Origin of the sequence: Pseudomonas sp. R43(2017) (assembly GCF_002112345.1) — a bacterium.
Taxonomy (GTDB): domain Bacteria; phylum Pseudomonadota; class Gammaproteobacteria; order Pseudomonadales; family Pseudomonadaceae; genus Aquipseudomonas; species Aquipseudomonas kribbensis.
On the sequence record NZ_NEHJ01000003.1, the window covers coordinates 14,807 to 31,629 of the forward strand.

Genomic DNA, 16,823 nt, shown 5'->3' on the forward strand with positions numbered 1-16,823 from the left:
CGCTGAGCGCGGGAATCCGAACCTTGCGAGGTTTCACCGGATGAGAATCCTCGGCATCCTCTGCCTGCTCCTGACCCTCGGTGGCTGCAGCTCTTTGCTGTTCTACCCCGAGCCGGGTCAGATCTTCACCCCGGAAAAGGCCAAACTTGAATACCGCACCGTCACCCTGACCACCGCCGACGGCCTCAAGCTGAACGCCTGGTGGCTGCCGGCGAAACCCGGCGTCGAGGTCAAGGGCACGGTGCTGCACCTGCACGGCAACGGCGGCAATCTGCCGATGCACCTGGGCGGGAGCTGGTGGTTGCCGAAAAACGGCTATCAGGTGCTGTTGGTGGACTATCGCGGTTACGGACTGTCCGAAGGCAAGCCGAGCCTGCCGGCGATCTATCAGGACATCGACGCCGCATTTGCCTGGCTGGACAACGCGCCGGAAGTCAAAGGCAAGCCGTTGATCCTGCTCGGTCAGAGTCTCGGCGGCTCGATGGCAGTGCATTGGCTGGTGCAGCATCCGGAACGACAAAAACAGCTCAAGGCTTTTGTGCTCGACGGGGTTCCCGCCAGTTACCGCAGCGTCGGCCAATATGCCCTCAGCACATCGTGGATGACCTGGCCGTTCCAGGTGCCGCTGTCGTGGCTGGTGCCGGATAGCGACAGTGCGATCAATTCGATGCCGCAACTCAAAGGCGTGCCGAAACTGATCTTTCACAGCATCGACGATCCGCTGGTGCCACTTTCCAATGGTATCCGTCTGTATCAAGCTGCGCCGCCACCGCGCGTACTGCAACTGACCCGTGGCGGCCATGTGCAGACCTTCGGTGATCCGGTGTGGCGTCAGGTCATGCTGCGTTACCTCGACGATCCCGAGCATTTCAATGGTCTGCGCCGCCTCGGCGAAGTCCCGAATTACCCGCAACCTCCGAATTCCGAAAACGAGAGTCCGCAATGAGTGAAGAACGCAACGCCATCCCGCTGATCATCACCGGTATCTGCAGCATCCTCGGCACCGTCGGTGCCCTGTGGTACTACGGCTACCTGCACTTCGCCAAACCCGAGGATGCGTTGCTGCTCAACGAATTCACCATGCTCAAGACCATTCCCGGCGAAGACTACAAGGTCTCCCTGGACCCGGCGCCGCAGGTGGCGCAGTGCATCGATGGCGTGCTGGTGCTGTTCGACACCGAACAGAAAGGCCTGACCGGGGTGCTGATCAACGCACAGAAAAAGGCTGTGCGCTGCATGGGGCAGGAGACACCGCAGCAACTCCAGCAGTAACTCAGTTTTCATGTGGGAGCGAGCTTGCTCGCGATGGCGGTGGGTCAGTCAAACAATTGCTGACTGAAAGGACGCTATCGCGAGCAAGCTCGCTCCCACAGAGTTCCGGTAAATGAAAAGCCCCGCCTGATCAACTCAGGCGGGGCTTTTTCGTTGCGGCGCGACGCTTAGTTCGAGCTGACAGCCGAACGTGGCATCACCGGCTGGTTGTCGTTGGAAATAGTCACTTCCACCCGACGGTTCATCGCACGGCCCGAGACGCTGCCGTTATCCGCGACCGGGTATTCCTTGCCGTAGCCCTGCACCACGATGCGCGAAGGATCGACGCCCATCTTGATCAGCGCAACCTGCACCGAAGTCGCACGACGCTCGGACAGCGACTGGTTGTACGAAGCGGCGCCTGTGCTGTCGGTGTAGCCCTCGACGATCACCTTGCGATCCGGGTTTTCCTGGAGGAATTGCGCCAGTTTGTTGATGTTCACCAGACCGCTGGATTTCAGGTCGGCCTTGTTGGTGGCGAACAGCACGTCACCGAAGGTCACCAGCGTACCGCGATCGGTCTGCTTGGCGTTGAGGCTGTCCTGCAGCTGTTTGATCTGCTGATCGCGGGCATCCAGACGGGCCTGGGCACGTTGGGCAGCAGCGTTCTTCAGGTTGTTTTCAGCGGTGCGCAGGGCGATGGTCTGCTTGGCCACTTCCACGCGCTGGTTGGTCAGGTAGGCCAGTTGGTCGACCTTCGCCGCGTTTTCCTTGTCCAGATAGGCCTTGTCAGCCTTGTCCAGGTAATCGCTGGCGTCCTTGGTTTCCAGTGCCGCCACTTTGCTCGCCTGCGGGTTGGCCTGCAGGCCGGCGTAGTTGGTGCGCGCCTGTTCCAGGTTCGGGTTCGGCGGCGTCGAGCAGGCAGCCAGGGCAACGCTTGCGGCCAGGAGAGCGGGGATCATCAGTTGTTTACGCATAATCGTTCGTCCTTTCTATCGATAAGAGATTCAGCCTTGCAGTCGGGATGCGCGCTTACTGCACGGTGCGCTGACTTTCCTGACGCAGTTCCTGAACACCTTTCTGGGAATCCTTCACAGCCTGTTCGGCTTTCATCGCCTGAGCCTTGCGTTCGGCAACGCGGGCGTCCCACTCGGCTTGCTCGGCGAGCGTGCGAGCCTCGTCATACTTCTTGTCGTGCATGGCGATTTCGGCTTGTTTGAGCTTGTCCTGCGCCTGCTTCATTTCCACGGCGGCGAACTCGGTACCGCCGGCGCTGACCGCGCTGTTGACGGCCGATTGAGTCACCGCGTATTGCTCGGTCGGTGGATTGCCGGCACAACCGGCCAGCACGAAGCTGGTGCCGATGGCCAGGGCGGCCAGTTTCAGACCGCGCAGGTGGGAGAACGAGGTTTGGGTCTTCATGGTCTTCAACTCCATTGGTTAACTCCTTGGAAGCTTCGAAATCCATCCTGGTAGCGGAGCCGCAACCGTCATGTGCAAGTGCGTTTTGAAACGCTCGTTCCAGGCGTGGTTACCTGTTCCGACCGAAGGCTTTTTTTAAAAGTTCAGAAAAGATGGCTCATCGCCAAAAAATATTCTGACCGAATGGACAGGGCTCTAAACCGGGAACTTTGGCGGGGGAGAGTGGTACGCGCGGGCGAAAAAAGGCGTGTGATTTTTGAATTTGAATACATTCAACGTGGGAGCGAGCTTGCTCGCGATAGCGTCGGATCAGTCACCACTACAGTGCCTGACAAACTGCTTTCGCGAGCAAGCTCGCTCCCACGTTTCGATTTATGTTGTGTCAGTGTTTTTGCTTGCCGGCTGCGGTCGACAAATCGTGTAGATGACGCCGCGACAACGCGAGAAAACGCGGCGTAGGACCAACGTCTTCATACAGCGGATCGCCTTCTTCATCGGTGGCAACCACGGTCGAGCCTTTCACATACGGCAGGCTCGCCTCAAACTCTTCAAGCGCCGCACCGATCAGTTCGCCGAGCAGTTCTTCGGCATGGCGTTTGGGGTACATCTCGGCAATCGCCGCCAGCCGTGCGGCGGCCTCCACATCCAGATGAATCGTGTAGCCGGTATCGGTCAGGCGACCCTTGGCGGTTTCTTCCCAATGCTGGGCGAGTTCACGGATTTTCATGATGACCTCATGTCGTACCTGCTCGTGGCAGGTCTGGGTGAGTGTCCGCCGTCAGGCGGCGGCAGCCTTTGTGGGGCTTACTGTTGAGACTAGCTTCAGGGCGCAAGGTTTAAAGTCCCTTCGTCGTCTGCTTGTAAGAAGCGTTGCAGAGCGGCACTCTCTGTTCATCCACTCACTTGCGATCCGTCACCGATTACTGCTGGAGAGATGCTGATGACCGATATTGATGCACGCTTGCGCGAAGACGTTCACCTGCTCGGCGAGCTGTTGGGCAACACCATCCGTGACCAGTACGGCGAGGCGTTTCTCGACAAGATCGAGCAGATTCGCAAGGGCGCCAAGGCTGACCGGCGCGGCTCGATGGACGCCGAACTCAGCGCCAGCCTCAATCAGTTGAGCGAAGACGAACTGCTGCCGGTGGCACGGGCGTTCAACCAGTTTCTCAACCTGGCGAACATCGCCGAACAGTACCAGCTCATCCATCGCCGCGAAGAGTCGCAAGCCGCACCGTTTGAGTCCCGGGTGCTGCCGGAATTGCTCGCCCGTCTGCGCGAGGAAGGGCACCGCGCCGACTCCCTTGCCCGGCAGTTATCGCGACTGGAAATCGAACTGGTGCTGACCGCACACCCGACCGAAGTGGCCCGGCGCACGCTGATCCAGAAGTACGACGCGATTGCCGCACAACTGGCGGCCCAGGATCATCGCGACCTGACCAGCGCCGAGCGCGAGCAGATCCACAACACTCTGCAACGCTTGATCGCCGAAGCCTGGCACACTGAAGAAATCCGCCGCACCCGACCGACCCCGGTGGACGAAGCCAAGTGGGGTTTTGCGGTGATCGAGCATTCGCTGTGGCAGGCGATTCCCAACCATATGCGCAAGGCCGATCAGGCGCTGTTTGCGGCCACAGGCCTGCGATTGCCGCTGGAAGCCGCGCCGATCCGCTTCGCTTCGTGGATGGGCGGCGACCGCGATGGCAACCCGAACGTGACCGCCGCAGTGACCCGCGAAGTGCTGTTGCTGGCGCGCTGGATGGCGGCGGATCTTTACCTGCGGGATGTCGATCACTTGGCCGCCGAACTGTCGATGCAGCAAGCCAGCGAGGCGCTCAAGGCCAAGGCCGGCGACAGCGCCGAACCCTATCGCGCGGTGCTCAAGCAATTGCGCGAGCGCCTGCGCGCCACGCGCAACTGGGCCCATGCATCGCTGACCGCAACCACCCCGGCACCGGCCGATGTGCTGCACAACAATCGCGAGCTGCTTGATCCGCTGGAGCTGTGCTACCACTCGCTGCATGAGTGCGGCATGGGCGTGATCGCCGACGGGCCGTTGCTCGATTGCCTGCGCCGCGCCGTGACCTTCGGCCTGTTCCTGGTGCGCCTCGATGTGCGTCAGGACTCGTCGCGGCACACCGCCGCCATGACCGAAATCACCGATTACCTTGGCCTCGGTCGCTATGAAGACTGGGATGAAGAACAGCGCATCAGCTTCCTGACCCGCGAACTGCAAAACCGTCGACCGCTGCTGCCGGCGCATTTCAAACCTTCGGCGGACACCGCCGAAGTGCTCGCCACCTGTAAGGAAATCGCCGCCGCACCGGGGGCTTCGCTGGGTTCCTATGTGATCTCCATGGCTGGTGCCGCCTCGGATGTGCTCGCGGTGCAACTGCTGTTGAAGGAATCTGGTGTGCTGCGGCCGATGCGCGTAGTGCCGCTGTTCGAAACCCTGGCCGACCTCGACAACGCCGGCCCGGTGATCGAACGTCTGTTGCTGTTGCCGGGTTACCGCGCACGTCTGCAAGGCCCGCAGGAAGTGATGATCGGTTATTCCGACTCGGCCAAGGACGCCGGCACCACGGCGGCGGCCTGGGCGCAATACCGGGCTCAGGAGCGGCTGGTGGAAATCTGCCGCGAGCAGCAAGTCGAACTGCTGCTGTTCCACGGTCGCGGTGGCACCGTGGGCCGTGGCGGCGGCCCGGCTCACGCGGCGATTCTGTCGCAGCCGCCGGGTTCGGTGGCCGGACGCTTCCGCACCACCGAGCAGGGGGAAATGATTCGATTCAAATTCGGCCTGCCGGACATCGCCGAGCAGAATCTCAATCTCTATCTGGCTGCGGTGCTCGAAGCGACCTTGCTGCCACCGCCGCCACCGACGCCGGAGTGGCGGCATCTGATGGACGAATTGGCCGCCGACGGTGTGGCTGCTTACCGCGCCGTGGTGCGGGAAAATCCGCAATTCGTCGAGTATTTCCGCCAGTCGACACCCGAGCAGGAGTTGGGACGTCTGCCGTTGGGTAGCCGTCCGGCCAAGCGTCGCGCCGGCGGCATCGAGAGCCTGCGGGCGATTCCGTGGATCTTCGGCTGGACCCAGACGCGTTTGATGCTGCCAGCGTGGCTCGGTTGGGAAACCGCACTGAGCAAGGCGCTGGAGCGCGGCGAAGGCGAGCTGCTGGGGCAGATGCGCGAGCAGTGGCCGTTTTTCCGAACTCGCATCGACATGCTGGAAATGGTCCTGGCCAAGGCCGACGCCGACATTGCGCTGTCCTACGACGAGCGACTGGTTGAGTCGGACTTGTTACCTTTGGGTGTGCACTTACGCGACCTATTGTCGCAGGCATGTTCCGTGGTGCTCGGCCTGACCGGTCAGTCGCAACTGCTGGCACATAGCCCGGACACTCTGGAATTCATCCGCCTGCGCAACACCTATCTCGACCCGCTGCATCTATTGCAGGCCGAACTGCTGGCGCGTTCGCGACAGCCGAACGTCGAGCAGGACAGCCCGGTAGAACAGGCGTTGCTGGTGTCTGTGGCGGGGATTGCCGCCGGTTTGCGAAATACCGGCTAAGGTTTTCTGCGTGGGGCGGGGCACCCGGGGCAAACGTCGGGTGCCGTTTATCGAGCGTGGGAAAAATGCGGGCAAGCGACAGTTAATGATGGGGTTGCGACTTGGGGAACCGCGTCGCAAGGTCGCGGCAGGCGCCGGTTTCTCCGACTTTTGGCGTCTTGTGTGGGCGCAGCCTGCTGTGTATCTTGGTCAGCCTCTGGCCGTTTGGGCGGTCACGACCCTATTTCCAGGATTTCGCCCCATGAGGCGAATCCGTTGTTTTGCAAAAGCTTTTTATAAAAAAATTGAGGAGCACATCTAATGCGCGTCATTCTGCTGGGAGCTCCCGGGGCCGGTAAAGGTACTCAGGCTAAGTTCATCACCGAGAAATTCGGCATTCCGCAAATCTCCACCGGCGACATGCTGCGTGCTGCGGTCAAGGCCGGCACCGAACTGGGCATCAAGGCCAAGAGCATCATGGATGCCGGCGGCCTGGTGTCGGATGACCTGATCATCGCACTGGTAAAAGACCGCATCGCTCAGGCTGACTGCGCCAACGGTTTCCTGTTCGACGGTTTCCCGCGCACCATTCCTCAGGCTGAAGCGCTGGTGACTGCCGGTGTCGAGCTGGATGCCGTGGTTGAAATCGCCGTTGAAGACGAAGAAATCGTTCAGCGTATCGCCGGCCGTCGCGTTCACGAGGCCAGCGGCCGCGTGTACCACATCGTCTACAACCCGCCGAAGATTGCCGGCAAAGACGACATCACCGGTGAAGAGCTGGTGCAGCGCAAGGACGACACCGAAGAAACCGTGCGTCATCGCCTGTCGGTCTACCACTCGCAGACCAAGCCGCTGGTGGATTTCTACCAGAAGCTGTCGGCCGCCAACGGCAAGCCAAAGTACAGCCACATCCCGGGTGTCGGTTCGGTTGAAGCGATCACCGCCAAGGTTCTTGAAGCACTGAGCTGAAAAACCTGATCCGCTGCATCATCCACGGCCCGCTTGCGGGCCGTAGTTGTTTATACTGGCGCACTTTTCCCCACCTGATTTACGGACACATCGATGAGCACCTTGCTGGCCCTGGACACCGCGACTGAAGCTTGCTCCGTTGCCTTGCTGCATGACGGCAAGGTCACGAGCCATTACGAGGTGATCCCACGCCTGCACGCGCAGAAACTGCTGCCGATGATCCAGCAACTGCTGGCCGACGCCGGCACCACGCTGCAAGCGGTGGACGCGATTGCCTTCGGTCGCGGCCCGGGCGCGTTCACCGGTGTGCGGATCGCCATCGGTGTGGTGCAAGGTCTGGCGTTCGCGCTGGATCGTCCGGTGTTGCCGGTGTCGAACCTGGCGGTACTGGCGCAACGCGCTTATCGCGAACAAGGCGTGAGCCAGGTCGCGGCGGCCATCGATGCGCGCATGGATGAAGTGTATTGGGGCTGCTACCGCGAGACGGCCGGGGAGATGCGTCTGGTCGGCACCGAAGCGGTGCTGCCGCCAGAAGTCGCTGCACTGCCGGACGATGCGGCGGGCGACTGGTTCGGTGCTGGCACGGGTTGGGGGTACGGCGAGCGCATCGCTGTCAACCTGAGCGGTTTCGACGCGGGCATACTGCCCCACGCCGAAGACCTGCTGACGCTGGCACGATTCGCCTGGGAACGTGGCGAGTCGATTCCGGCCGACGATGCCCAGCCGGTTTACCTGCGCGATAAAGTCGCCACGCCGAAAGCCCGCTGAGGACTTCGACCCTGTGGCAATCGCCGCAGGGTCATGCCAAAGCCTGCCAATCGTCCGTTTCCAACCCCGCGCTTTAAACCTTTTGTCTTTTATGTGTTCTAGTTATCACTCGGCGATTTGCTAAGTCGGTCAGGTGCCGCTAAATTGCCATCATCGATACCGAGCATGACTTTATGCGTATAGACGGCGTTTCCACTCATTCCTACCCCATCAAGCGCAAGCCTCGCAAAGGCAATCCGGCGCTGGATGAATCCGTCGAGGATATTGAAGGCGAGCTGGAATTCCCCACCGAAGCGCAACTGGCTGCCCGCGCCGCCAAGGCCTCTGCGCAACGCCTGAGCAATCTGCCCGCCCGCCAACAAGACATGATTTATCACCGTGCGATGAAGAAAAGCGTGGCCATGGCCCTGGCCAGCTACCTGAGTACCGCCGGTTTTGTCGATTGGGACGCAGACGTGCTGGGCCTCGACCTGTACATCTGATGGATCTGCCTTACTACCTCGGTTGCCCGTCCTGGAGTGAAAACGCCTGGCGCGAGTATCTGTATCCGGTAGACGCCAAGACCTCCGATTTCCTCGGTCTGTATTCGCAAGTGTTCAACGCCGTGGAAGGCAACACGACTTTCTACGCCAGCCCGTCGCCGGCCACCGTGCAGCGTTGGGCCGAGGTCATGCCCGAGCACTTTCGATTCACCGCCAAATTCCCCGGCGACATCAGCCACGGCGGTGACCTGCGCGATCAACTGACCGCCGCCGAAACCTTCATCCAGTTGCTCAGCCCGCTCGGCGAACGCGTATCGCCACTGTGGCTGCAACTGTCGAAAAGCTTCACTCCGCAACGCTTGCCAGAGCTCGCAGCCTTCATCGACGCGTTTGATCGACCGCTGGCGGTGGAAGTGCGCCATGAGCAGTTCTTCGCCAAGGGCGAGAGTGAACGCCTGCTCAATCGCTTGTTGCTGGATCGCGGTGTGGAGCGCATCTGTCTCGATCCGCGAGCGTTATTCAGTTGCCTGTCCACCGAGTCTTCGGTGATCCACGCCCAATCGAAAAAGCCCCGCGTGCCAACCCGGCCGGCAGCGTTCACCCAATTTCCGCAGGTGCGTTTCATCGGCCATCCCGAGCTTGAGGCCAACGATCCGTTTCTGGTGCCGTGGGTGGCGAAGATTGCCGAGTGGATCGAAGAGGGCCGCACGCCGTACATCTTCCTGCACACCGCCGATAACATCCTGGCGGCCAAACTCGCGCAGCGATTCCATGCACAGCTGATGCAACGTTTGCCTGGCCTGCCATCGCTGCCTGAGCTATACAGAGAACCCGCCGCCGAGCAACTTGGCCTGCTCTGAGGCGTTTTTTTCTGCCCAGGAGCCTGCCGATGGACGCCCAAGCCCGCAAAGAACAAGTCCGTAAAGCCGAAGCCTTCAAAGCCTTGCATGAACGTCCCGGGATTTTCGTGATTCCCAATCCGTGGGATGCCGGTTCCGCGAAGATGCTTGCCAGTCTGGGTTATCAGGCGCTGGCGACCACCAGTGCCGGTTATGCGTTTTCCCAGGGCAAGCCCGATGGCGCGTTTGGTCTCGAAGAAACCCTGAACAATGTTCGGGCAATTGCTGCAGCCACGGACTTGCCGGTGGCGGTGGATCTGGAAAACGGTTTTGCCGACGCTCCGGCCGAGTCGGCGCAAAGTCTGCTGCGCGCCGCCGAAGCGGGCGCCGTGGGCGGCTCGATCGAAGATGCCACCGGGCGCCCGGACACACCGATTTACTGTTTCGAACACGCCGTGGCGCGGATCGAAGCCGCGGTTGCCGCTGTTCGAACCTTACCGTTTCCCTTCACCCTGACGGCCCGCGCGGAAAACTACCTGCACGGCAATCCGGATATCAACGACACCATTCGCCGCCTGCAGGCGTTCGCCGAAGCGGGGGCCGACGTGCTCTATGCTCCTGGTCTGAGGACGGCTGAAGAAGTGTTGGCGGTGGTGCGAGCGGTGGCGCCGAAACCGGTCAACGTGTTGATGTCCGGTGGCCTGAAACTGACCGTGCAGCAACTGGAGGAAATGGGTGTGAAACGCATCAGCACCGGTTCTGCGCTGGCGCTGGCGGCGTTTGGCGAGTTCTTCAGGGCTGCCGAGGAAATTCAGCAATCGGGCACGTTCGGCTTCACTTCGCGTTCAATGCCGTACGCGAAGGCCAATCAGTTTTTCAAGGGCTGAAGCAGGGCGCAATCAGGCGGCGATACGCAGGTTCTGCTGAACGATCGGGCGTACCCAGCCGTTATCGAAGTCCAGGGCTTTCTGCTGCTCGACGATCTCTTCCGGCGGGAACGGCGGGTAAGGCTGCAGCAGATCCAGGTCGAACTCGGCAATCGGCAGGTACAGCGGCTTTTTCTGCGGGGCAGGGCCCGGTTCCGGAATCGGCTGGCCGTTGTTGATCACGACCGGACGAACCCAGCTGCTGTCGAAATCCTGCTGCTTTTGCTGAGTCTTGATGTCTTCCGGCGGGAACGGAGGGTACGGCTCGGCCAGGTTCATATCGATTTCGGCAATCGGCAGGAACAGCGGCTCAGGCGGGCGTACCTGGGTTTCCACTACATCGCATTCGCGCTGGTCGATGATGTGGGCGTGCAGCTCGCTGCCGATAGTCGGTTCTTCAGGACTTTCCAGATCGACCGGTGGGAAAGTGCCACAGGCCGGCACCACATCACTCGATTGTTCGGCCAGTGCCTGGGCAAAGAAATCCTGCCACAGGTGGCTGACGCCGCCCAATGCTTGAGTGTTATGACGGCTGAAATCGCCTGTAGGCGAAATGTAGCCAATCGATGTGGGAAGAATGCCTGACATTTTTTTCGGTCGACGCTCAGCTCTGGCAAAATGCGCGTTGATTGGGTTATCGGCGGTTTTTGCCGATCCTTAACTTTTTTGAGCGTGTTTTCCATGATTGAGCAACCTGCGGCCTGCCGCATCCATGTCGAAGCCCTCGGCCCGACGTTCGAAGCGCAGGCCGAGCAGTGGGCGCAGCGCCTGAATCTGCCGTTGCAGGTGGCCGACGGCGAGTTTGCCTTGCAGGTCGGCGAGCAGGGCTTGCAGCTGCAACAGCTGGGGCCGGATGCGCCGGGCCCGGTGCGGGTCGACTTCGTCGAGGGCGGTGCGGCCCATCGTCGGTTGTACGGCGGTGGCAGCGGGCAGATGATCGCCAAGGCGGTCGGTATCGCCCAAGGCGTGCGTCCGCGAGTGCTGGATGCCACGGCGGGGCTCGGGAAAGATGCGTTCGTGCTGGCGAGCCTGGGCTGCGAGATGAGCCTGATCGAGCGTCAGCCGCTGATCGGCGCGTTGCTGGAGGATGGTCTGGCCCGCGCGGCGGAAGATTTCGACGTGGCGCCGATCGTGGCGCGGATGACACTGCTCAAGGGCAACTCCATCGACGTGATGCGCAACTGGGAAGGCGAGCCGCCGCAGGTGATCTACCTCGACCCGATGTTCCCGCACCGTGAGAAAACCGCACTGGTGAAGAAGGAAATGCGCCTGTTCCGTCCGCTGGTGGGCGATGATCCGGATGCGCCGGCCTTGCTGGAAGCAGCGTTGGCGCTGGCCACGCACCGGGTGGTGGTCAAGCGCCCGCGCAAGGCGCCGTGCATCGAAGGGCCGAAGCCGAGCCATGCGCTGGATGGCAAATCCAGTCGCTACGACATCTACCCGAAGAAAGCGCTCAAGGCCTGAGCCGTCGCATAAGAAAATCCCACGCATGGCGTGGGATTTTTGTTTTCAGGGTCGATAGGCGCGCATAAACAACTCGACCACTTCCTGCACATGGCTTTCCGCCGCCTCGCCGGTCAGTGGTTCACCGCAGCCGTACAGCAACCGGAAATTCCCCGCGCCCTTGATCAGGCAGAAGAAGTGTTCGGCGGCGTTGTGCGGGTTGGCGATACGCAGCGCGCCAGTCTCATCGATCCGCCGCAAAAGCCGCTCCATGCCTTGCACCATGCGCTGGGGGCCGGCCTCGAAGAAGATCAGCGACAGCTTCGGATCCTGACTGCCCAGCGCCATGATCAGGCGATGCAGGTTCACCGACTCATCACTGTTGATCAGGTGATGAAAGCCTCTGGCAATGTTCAGCAACACATTTTCCACCGCGATGCCGTCCGGCAATTCGAAGAACAGCGGCGGCAATTGCTCCTCGCATTTGGCAACGACAGCGGCGGAGAACAGCGTTTCCTTGTCATTGAAATGGCTGTAGACCGTCAGCTTCGACACGCCAGCCTCGGCGGCCACTGCGTCCATGCTGGTGTTGGCATAGCCGTGACTGAGGAACAGGATTTTCGCCGCTTCGAGAATCGCCTGGCGCTTGGCCGGATCCTTCGGGCGGCCGGGGCCGTTTGGAGCTGAAAGATTGTTCGACATTCTTCGCTTTTAATACTGGACTGGTGAGTTTGCTATTAATAACATACCGGCCAGTATAATTATTCCAAGCCTCCTTAGCGAAAGGTCCTTCACCATGTTCCGCCATGCGTTGTCCTTTGCGGTGCCAGTCACTCTGGCGTTTTTATTGTCGGCATGTGGCAAGGAAGAGGTGACGCCAGTCAGCGTGCGACCGGCCATGGTGGTGCAGCCAGAGCCTTCGGCGCAGGCGATGGAAAGTTATCCGGGCGAGGTTCGCGCCCGCTACGAGCCCGATCTGGCGTTCCGCATTGGCGGCAAAGTCAGCCGACGACTGGTCGAGGAGGGCCAGCGCGTGAAAGCCGATCAACCCCTGGCAGAACTCGATCCGCAGGACGTACGCCTGCAACTGGAAGCCACTCGCGCCCAGGTCACCGCCGCCGAAGCCAATCTGAATCTGGTGCGCGCCGAGCGTGACCGCTACAAGACCCTGATGGAACGGCAGATGGTCAGCCGCTCGGCCTACGACAATGCCGAAAACCTCTACCGCTCCGGAGAGGCGCGTCTCAAGCAGATCAAAGCCGAATTCAACGTCTCGACCAACCAGGCCAGTTACGCTGTGTTGCGTGCGCCTCAGGACGGTGTGGTCGCCAAACGCTCGGTGGAAGTCGGGCAAGTGGTCGCCGCCGGGCAGACCGTTTTCACCCTCGCCACCGATGGCGAACGTGAGGTGTCGATCAGCTTGCCGGAGCAGAGTTTCGGACGCTTCAAGGTCGGCCAGCCTGTGTCCGTTGAGCTGTGGACGCAACCGAACCAGCGCTTCGCCGGGAAGATCCGCGAGTTGTCCCCGGCCGCCGACCCGAAATCCCGGACCTTCGCCGCCCGCATCGCATTCACCGCCGGCAACGTGCCTGTCGAGCTCGGCCAGAGCGCCCGGGTGTTCGTGCAGACCGCCGACGTGATCCCGCTGTCGGTGCCGCTCTCGGCCCTGACCGCCGAAAACGGTGCGACCTACGTCTGGGTCGTCAGCGCCAACAACACCTTGAAAAAGACGCCCGTGCGCATCGGCCCGTTCGGCGAGAAAACCGTGCCGGTGCTCGAAGGCCTCAACGCCAGCGACTGGGTCGTGGCCGCCGGCGTGCATGTGCTGCTGGAAGGGCAGCAGGTGCGTCCCGTGGATCGCTCCAACCGTGTGGTCAATCTGGCGGACAAGGAGTAAGTCCCGATGCGCTTCAACCTTTCCGAATGGGCGTTGCGTAATCGCCAGATCGTACTGTTCCTGATGCTTCTGCTGGCCATCGTCGGCGCCTTGTCCTACACCAAGCTCGGCCAGAGTGAAGACCCGCCGTTCACCTTCAAGGCCATGGTCATCCAGACCCGCTGGCCTGGCGCCACGGCGCAGGAAGTCTCGCGCCAGGTCACCGAACGCATCGAAAAGAAACTGATGGAAACCGGCGAGTACGAACGCATCGTTTCGTTCTCCCGTCCCGGCGAATCACAGGTCACCTTCATCGCCCGCGATTCGATGCATTCGGTGGAGATCCCGGACCTCTGGTACCAGGTGCGCAAGAAGGTCGGCGATATCCGCCAGACCCTGCCACCGGGCATTCAGGGCCCATTCATCAACGATGAATTCGGCACCACGTTCGGCAATATCTACGCCCTGACCGGCGACGGCTTCGACTACGCCGTGCTCAAGGATTACGCCGACCGCATCCAGATCCAGCTGCAACGGGTCAAGGACGTGGGCAAGGTCGACTTGCTCGGGCTGCAGGACGAGAAGATCTGGGTCGAGCTGTCCAACGTCAAACTCGCCACCCTCGGCTTGCCGCTGGCGGCAGTCCAGCAGGCGCTGGAAGAGCAGAACGCGGTATCCACCGCCGGCTTCTTCGAAACCGGCAGTGAACGATTGCAGCTACGGGTCTCGGGGAATTTTCAGACAGTCGACGAGATCAGAAACTTCCCGATCCGGGTCGGTGATCGTACGTTCCGCATCTCCGATGTCGCTGACGTGCGGCGTGGTTTCAACGACCCGCCGGCGCCGCGCATGCGCTTCATGGGCGAAGACGCGATCGGACTTGCGGTGGCGATGAAGGACGGCGGCGACATTCTGGTGCTGGGCAAGGCCCTGGAAACCGAATTCTCCCGCCTCCAGAAAAACCTCCCGGCCGGCATGCAGTTACGCAAGGTTTCCGATCAGCCGGCGGCGGTGAAAAGTGGCGTCGGCGAGTTCGTCCAGGTGTTGGTCGAAGCGTTGGCCATCGTGTTGCTGGTCAGCTTCTTCTCCCTCGGTGTGCGCACCGGCATGGTGGTGGCGCTGACCATTCCGCTGGTGCTGGCGATGACCTTCGCCTGCATGTATTACCTCGGCATCGGCCTGCACAAGATTTCCCTCGGTGCGCTGGTGCTGGCGCTGGGCTTGCTGGTGGACGACGCGATCATCGCCGTGGAAATGATGGCGATCAAAATGGAGCAGGGCTTCGACCGGATCAAGGCCGCGAGTTACGCCTGGACCAGCACCGCGTTCCCGATGCTCACCGGCACGTTGATCACCGCCGCAGGTTTCCTGCCGATCGCTACTGCGCAGTCCGGCACCGGTGAATACACCCGCTCGATCTTCCAGGTCGTCACCATCGCGTTGCTCGCTTCATGGGTGGCGGCGGTGATGTTTGTGCCGTACCTCGGGGAAAAACTCCTGCCGGACCTGGCGAAAATTCACGCCGCCAAACACGGCTCGGGGGACGGACATCCGGACCCTTATGCCACACCGTTTTATCAGCGGGTTCGACGTCTGGTGGAGTGGTGCGTGCGTCGGCGCAAGACAGTGATCGTGCTGACGGTGGGGCTGTTCGTCGCCTCGGTGATGCTGTTCAAGTTCGTCCCGCAGCAGTTCTTCCCGGCCTCCAACCGGCTGGAACTGATGGTCGATCTGAAACTGGCGGAAGGCGCGTCGCTGGCCAACACCACCGCCGAGGTCAAGCGACTGGAGGTGATGCTCAAGGATCACGCCGGCATCGACAATTACGTGGCCTACGTCGGCACCGGCTCGCCGCGTTTCTATCTGCCGCTGGATCAGCAACTGCCGGCAGCGAGCTTCGCCCAGTTCGTCGTGTTGGCGAAAACCATCGAGGAACGCGAAGCCCTGCGCACCTGGCTGATCGATACCCTCAACGAACAATTCCCGGCCCTGCGCTCGCGGGTCACGCGACTGGAGAACGGCCCGCCGGTTGGCTATCCGGTGCAGTTCCGCGTCACGGGCGAGCACATCGAGGAAGTCCGTGCGCTGGCCCGGAAAGTCGCGGCCAAGGTGCGCGAGAATCCGCATGTGGTGAACGTGCACCTGGACTGGGAAGAACCGAGCAAGGTCGTGTACCTGAACATCGATCAGGACCGCGCCCGGGCGCTTGGGGTGAGTACGGCGAATCTGGCGAAATTCCTTCAGAGTTCGCTGACCGGTTCCAGTGTCAGCCAGTATCGCGAAGACAACGAACTGATCGAAATCCTCCTGCGCGGTACCGTGCATGAGCGTACCGAGCTGTCGCTGCTGCCGAGCCTGGCGGTGCCGACCGACAACGGTCGCAGCGTTGCGCTGTCGCAGATCGCCACGCTGGAATACGGCTTTGAGGAAGGCATCATCTGGCATCGCAATCGACTGCCGACCGTGACGGTGCGGGCCGATATCTATGGCAAGGAGCAACCGGCGACGCTGGTGAAACAGATCCAGCCGACCCTCGATCCGATCCGTGCCGAATTGCCTGACGGTTATCTGCTGGATGTCGGCGGCACCGTCGAAGACTCCGAGCGCGGGCAGAAGTCGGTGAATGCCGGTGTGCCGATGTTCATTGTCGTGGTGCTGACGTTGCTGATGGTGCAGCTGCGCAGTTTCTCGCGCACGGCGATGGTGTTTCTGACGGCGCCGCTGGGGCTGATCGGGGTGACGCTGTTTCTGTTGGTGTTCCGTCAGCCGTTCGGGTTTGTGGCGATGCTCGGGACGATTGCACTGTCGGGGATGATCATGCGCAACTCGGTGATTCTGGTGGATCAGATCGAGCAGGATATCGCGGCGGGGCTCAAGCCCTGGCAGGCGATCATCGAAGCGACCGTGCGGCGGTTCCGGCCGATTGTGTTGACGGCGTTGGCGGCGGTGCTGGCGATGATTCCGCTTTCACGCAGTGTGTTTTTCGGGCCGATGGCGGTGGCGATCATGGGGGGGTTGATTGTTGCTACGGCTTTGACGCTTTTGTTTTTGCCGGCGTTGTATGCGGCTTGGTTCAGGGTTCGCAAGGAGGCTTGATTTGGTTTGGTGAGCGTGGCGGCCTTTGGGCCGGCCAGGCTCTGGGGTTTTGGGTGAATATCCGTTTCTTCGGGTGTTGCCGCTGGCGGTTCCGCTCTTACAGCGGCTCACTTTGGCAAACGCCCCAAAGTAAGCAAAGGTCTGGGCCCCGGCGTTCGGCCCCTCGCTGGGGCTCGGGGTTCCTTCGCTCCGGGATTTATC

The 16,823-nt window shown here is 61.4% G+C and carries 16 protein-coding genes; 11 read left to right on the top strand and 5 right to left on the bottom strand.

What is annotated here, in order from left to right:
* Positions 1 to 40: 40 nt before the first annotated feature.
* Entirely contained in the window at positions 41 to 946 is a 906-nt protein-coding gene (locus CAG02_RS08460) for an alpha/beta hydrolase (RefSeq protein ID WP_085712809.1), read from the top strand.
* Positions 943 to 1,272 (top strand): hypothetical protein, encoded by a 330-nt coding sequence (locus tag CAG02_RS08465; protein WP_085712810.1) that lies wholly within the window; start codon positions 943 to 945, stop codon positions 1,270 to 1,272. The genes CAG02_RS08460 and CAG02_RS08465 overlap by 4 nt, the downstream gene beginning before the upstream one ends.
* Before the next feature lie 167 nt (positions 1,273 to 1,439).
* Here CAG02_RS08465 and CAG02_RS08470 read toward each other — a convergent pair whose 3' ends face one another.
* From CAG02_RS08470 to CAG02_RS08480, 3 genes are all read right to left on the bottom strand, one after another.
* A complete protein-coding gene (locus tag CAG02_RS08470; RefSeq protein WP_085712811.1) occupies positions 1,440 to 2,228 on the bottom strand; it encodes an OmpA family protein in 789 nt (262 codons plus the stop codon).
* A 55-nt stretch (positions 2,229 to 2,283) separates the two neighbouring features.
* Entirely contained in the window at positions 2,284 to 2,688 is a 405-nt protein-coding gene (locus CAG02_RS08475; RefSeq protein ID WP_085697302.1) for a DUF4398 domain-containing protein, read from the bottom strand.
* 367 nt (positions 2,689 to 3,055) lie between these two features.
* Positions 3,056 to 3,400 carry a pilin assembly protein gene (locus tag CAG02_RS08480; RefSeq protein WP_085688799.1) on the bottom strand — a complete coding sequence of 115 codons (345 nt, stop codon included), beginning with the start codon at positions 3,398 to 3,400 and terminating at the stop codon, positions 3,056 to 3,058.
* A gap of 213 nt (positions 3,401 to 3,613) precedes the next feature.
* Between CAG02_RS08480 and ppc the strand changes: the two genes are divergently transcribed.
* From ppc to CAG02_RS08510, 6 genes are all read left to right on the top strand, one after another.
* Positions 3,614 to 6,244 carry a phosphoenolpyruvate carboxylase gene (gene ppc, locus CAG02_RS08485; RefSeq protein ID WP_085712993.1) on the top strand — a complete coding sequence of 877 codons (2,631 nt, stop codon included), beginning with the start codon at positions 3,614 to 3,616 and terminating at the stop codon, positions 6,242 to 6,244.
* A gap of 300 nt (positions 6,245 to 6,544) precedes the next feature.
* Positions 6,545 to 7,192 carry an adenylate kinase gene (gene adk, locus CAG02_RS08490; RefSeq protein WP_085712812.1) on the top strand — a complete coding sequence of 216 codons (648 nt, stop codon included), beginning with the start codon at positions 6,545 to 6,547 and terminating at the stop codon, positions 7,190 to 7,192.
* 93 nt (positions 7,193 to 7,285) lie between these two features.
* Positions 7,286 to 7,960 (top strand): tRNA (adenosine(37)-N6)-threonylcarbamoyltransferase complex dimerization subunit type 1 TsaB, encoded by a 675-nt coding sequence (tsaB, locus tag CAG02_RS08495; protein ID WP_085712813.1) that lies wholly within the window; start codon positions 7,286 to 7,288, stop codon positions 7,958 to 7,960.
* 173 nt (positions 7,961 to 8,133) lie between these two features.
* Complete coding sequence (locus tag CAG02_RS08500) at positions 8,134 to 8,442, top strand: hypothetical protein (RefSeq protein WP_085712814.1); 309 nt, start codon at positions 8,134 to 8,136, stop codon at positions 8,440 to 8,442.
* Positions 8,442 to 9,302 carry a DUF72 domain-containing protein gene (locus CAG02_RS08505; RefSeq protein WP_085712815.1) on the top strand — a complete coding sequence of 287 codons (861 nt, stop codon included), beginning with the start codon at positions 8,442 to 8,444 and terminating at the stop codon, positions 9,300 to 9,302. Before CAG02_RS08500 ends, CAG02_RS08505 begins: the two co-directional genes overlap by 1 nt.
* A 29-nt stretch (positions 9,303 to 9,331) precedes the next feature.
* Positions 9,332 to 10,168 (top strand): oxaloacetate decarboxylase, encoded by an 837-nt coding sequence (locus CAG02_RS08510; protein WP_085712816.1) that lies wholly within the window; start codon positions 9,332 to 9,334, stop codon positions 10,166 to 10,168.
* Between the two features lie 12 nt (positions 10,169 to 10,180).
* On the opposite strand, the gene CAG02_RS08515 is transcribed toward CAG02_RS08510, so the two are convergent.
* On the bottom strand, positions 10,181 to 10,795 hold the full coding sequence (locus CAG02_RS08515) for an energy transducer TonB (protein WP_085712817.1): 615 nt from the start codon (positions 10,793 to 10,795) through the stop codon (positions 10,181 to 10,183).
* A gap of 93 nt (positions 10,796 to 10,888) precedes the next feature.
* Between CAG02_RS08515 and CAG02_RS08520 the strand changes: the two genes are divergently transcribed.
* On the top strand, positions 10,889 to 11,671 hold the full coding sequence (locus CAG02_RS08520; protein WP_085712818.1) for a class I SAM-dependent methyltransferase: 783 nt from the start codon (positions 10,889 to 10,891) through the stop codon (positions 11,669 to 11,671).
* A 45-nt stretch (positions 11,672 to 11,716) separates the two neighbouring features.
* Here the strand turns inward: CAG02_RS08520 and CAG02_RS08525 are convergent, their stop codons facing one another.
* Positions 11,717 to 12,352 (bottom strand): TetR/AcrR family transcriptional regulator, encoded by a 636-nt coding sequence (locus CAG02_RS08525; protein WP_085712819.1) that lies wholly within the window; start codon positions 12,350 to 12,352, stop codon positions 11,717 to 11,719.
* 94 nt (positions 12,353 to 12,446) lie between these two features.
* Here CAG02_RS08525 and CAG02_RS08530 point away from each other — a divergent pair, with 94 nt between their 5' ends.
* Positions 12,447 to 13,547 carry an efflux RND transporter periplasmic adaptor subunit gene (locus CAG02_RS08530; RefSeq protein WP_085712820.1) on the top strand — a complete coding sequence of 367 codons (1,101 nt, stop codon included), beginning with the start codon at positions 12,447 to 12,449 and terminating at the stop codon, positions 13,545 to 13,547.
* Positions 13,548 to 13,553: 6 nt separating this feature from the next.
* Complete coding sequence (locus tag CAG02_RS08535) at positions 13,554 to 16,622, top strand: efflux RND transporter permease subunit (protein ID WP_085712821.1); 3,069 nt, start codon at positions 13,554 to 13,556, stop codon at positions 16,620 to 16,622.
* Positions 16,623 to 16,823 lie beyond the last annotated feature (201 nt).

Excerpts from the sequence above, each read along its gene's own strand:
- CAG02_RS08460 (WP_085712809.1), top strand. The coding sequence starts at position 41 with ATGAGAATCCTCGGCATCCTCTGCCTGCTCCTGACCCTCGGTGGCTGC.
- CAG02_RS08465 (WP_085712810.1), top strand. The coding sequence starts at position 943 with ATGAGTGAAGAACGCAACGCCATCCCGCTGATCATCACCGGTATCTGC.
- CAG02_RS08470 (WP_085712811.1), bottom strand. The coding sequence starts at position 2,228 with ATGCGTAAACAACTGATGATCCCCGCTCTCCTGGCCGCAAGCGTTGCC.
- CAG02_RS08475 (WP_085697302.1), bottom strand. The coding sequence starts at position 2,688 with ATGGAGTTGAAGACCATGAAGACCCAAACCTCGTTCTCCCACCTGCGC.
- CAG02_RS08480 (WP_085688799.1), bottom strand. The coding sequence starts at position 3,400 with ATGAAAATCCGTGAACTCGCCCAGCATTGGGAAGAAACCGCCAAGGGT.
- ppc (WP_085712993.1), top strand. The coding sequence starts at position 3,614 with ATGACCGATATTGATGCACGCTTGCGCGAAGACGTTCACCTGCTCGGC.
- adk (WP_085712812.1), top strand. The coding sequence starts at position 6,545 with ATGCGCGTCATTCTGCTGGGAGCTCCCGGGGCCGGTAAAGGTACTCAG.
- tsaB (WP_085712813.1), top strand. The coding sequence starts at position 7,286 with ATGAGCACCTTGCTGGCCCTGGACACCGCGACTGAAGCTTGCTCCGTT.
- CAG02_RS08500 (WP_085712814.1), top strand. The coding sequence starts at position 8,134 with ATGCGTATAGACGGCGTTTCCACTCATTCCTACCCCATCAAGCGCAAG.
- CAG02_RS08505 (WP_085712815.1), top strand. The coding sequence starts at position 8,442 with ATGGATCTGCCTTACTACCTCGGTTGCCCGTCCTGGAGTGAAAACGCC.
- CAG02_RS08510 (WP_085712816.1), top strand. The coding sequence starts at position 9,332 with ATGGACGCCCAAGCCCGCAAAGAACAAGTCCGTAAAGCCGAAGCCTTC.
- CAG02_RS08515 (WP_085712817.1), bottom strand. The coding sequence starts at position 10,795 with ATGTCAGGCATTCTTCCCACATCGATTGGCTACATTTCGCCTACAGGC.
- CAG02_RS08520 (WP_085712818.1), top strand. The coding sequence starts at position 10,889 with ATGATTGAGCAACCTGCGGCCTGCCGCATCCATGTCGAAGCCCTCGGC.
- CAG02_RS08525 (WP_085712819.1), bottom strand. The coding sequence starts at position 12,352 with ATGTCGAACAATCTTTCAGCTCCAAACGGCCCCGGCCGCCCGAAGGAT.
- CAG02_RS08530 (WP_085712820.1), top strand. The coding sequence starts at position 12,447 with ATGTTCCGCCATGCGTTGTCCTTTGCGGTGCCAGTCACTCTGGCGTTT.
- CAG02_RS08535 (WP_085712821.1), top strand. The coding sequence starts at position 13,554 with ATGCGCTTCAACCTTTCCGAATGGGCGTTGCGTAATCGCCAGATCGTA.